The organism is Paraburkholderia piptadeniae (assembly GCF_900007165.1).
In the GTDB taxonomy this organism is placed as follows: Bacteria; Pseudomonadota; Gammaproteobacteria; order Burkholderiales; family Burkholderiaceae; genus Paraburkholderia; species Paraburkholderia piptadeniae.
Genome location: NZ_CYGY02000277.1, coordinates 1 through 798 on the forward strand (window position 1 = coordinate 1; position 798 = coordinate 798).

Annotated in this window: 1 protein-coding gene; it reads right to left on the bottom strand. The window is 56.4% G+C overall.

Features of this window, described 5'->3' with window-relative positions; genetic code table 11:
* A partial coding sequence (locus BN2476_RS46980; RefSeq protein WP_160111904.1) for a hypothetical protein occupies nucleotides 1-798 on the bottom strand: 798 nt, incomplete at both ends.

Genomic DNA, 798 nt, shown 5'->3' on the forward strand with positions numbered 1-798 from the left:
ACCAGGTATCGATCGGCGCACCGGACGTTACGGACGCCCAAAGCTCTGGGGGAACGGACTCCTCAGACTCGCGCTCGTCGGCCGCGCATGCGGGTGCCGCCTCTCCAATGAACCGCTCGAGAATGTGGCGCAACTCACCTTGCCGCTCAACTGCTCGGACCGCAAAGTCAGGCAAGGGCCATTCCATCTTTGCGCCTTGATCCGAGAACACCAGCTTGTACGTTCGTCCCTCGATGGACATCCCCAAGGAGGACATCTCCGGAGGATGCGCCGAACTTAACGAGAGCACTTCACTAATGCGACCAGCAGTCGCAAGCAAGACCACGAACAGATGTAAGGTCTGTGCCAGCGACGCAAGGCCCAGCAATTGTGTAAGGTTACTGGGAGGCCATGGCGTTTTGGCAATTCTGCTATGCCGTCCATTGTTCGGCAGCTCGACCTGGAACGGGGGCACAATCTTTTGATTTTCACCATCGATCCAGTCATACGATGCGAGGAATTTCCTTACCCGATCATTACGCCGCGCTTTCGCGTTATTCCAGTCCCGTTCATCCCAGTCGGACGAGCTTTCGATTGCGACAAACGGTGTTAGCCGACTCAGACAGTCAATGAGCGCCGGCCCTAGCACGTCAACGAACCAGCACGCTCTCCACCCGACTTCACTCACAAAACGATCCGAAAGCGGACAGGTGTGATCGACATCGTTGTCCGATTGAGTCGATGCATATGCTGCCTCGGGTTCGGCGTCGTCTGGTGGAGAAGATTCGGGTTCGAAATATGAATAGCGGCCATTTCCAC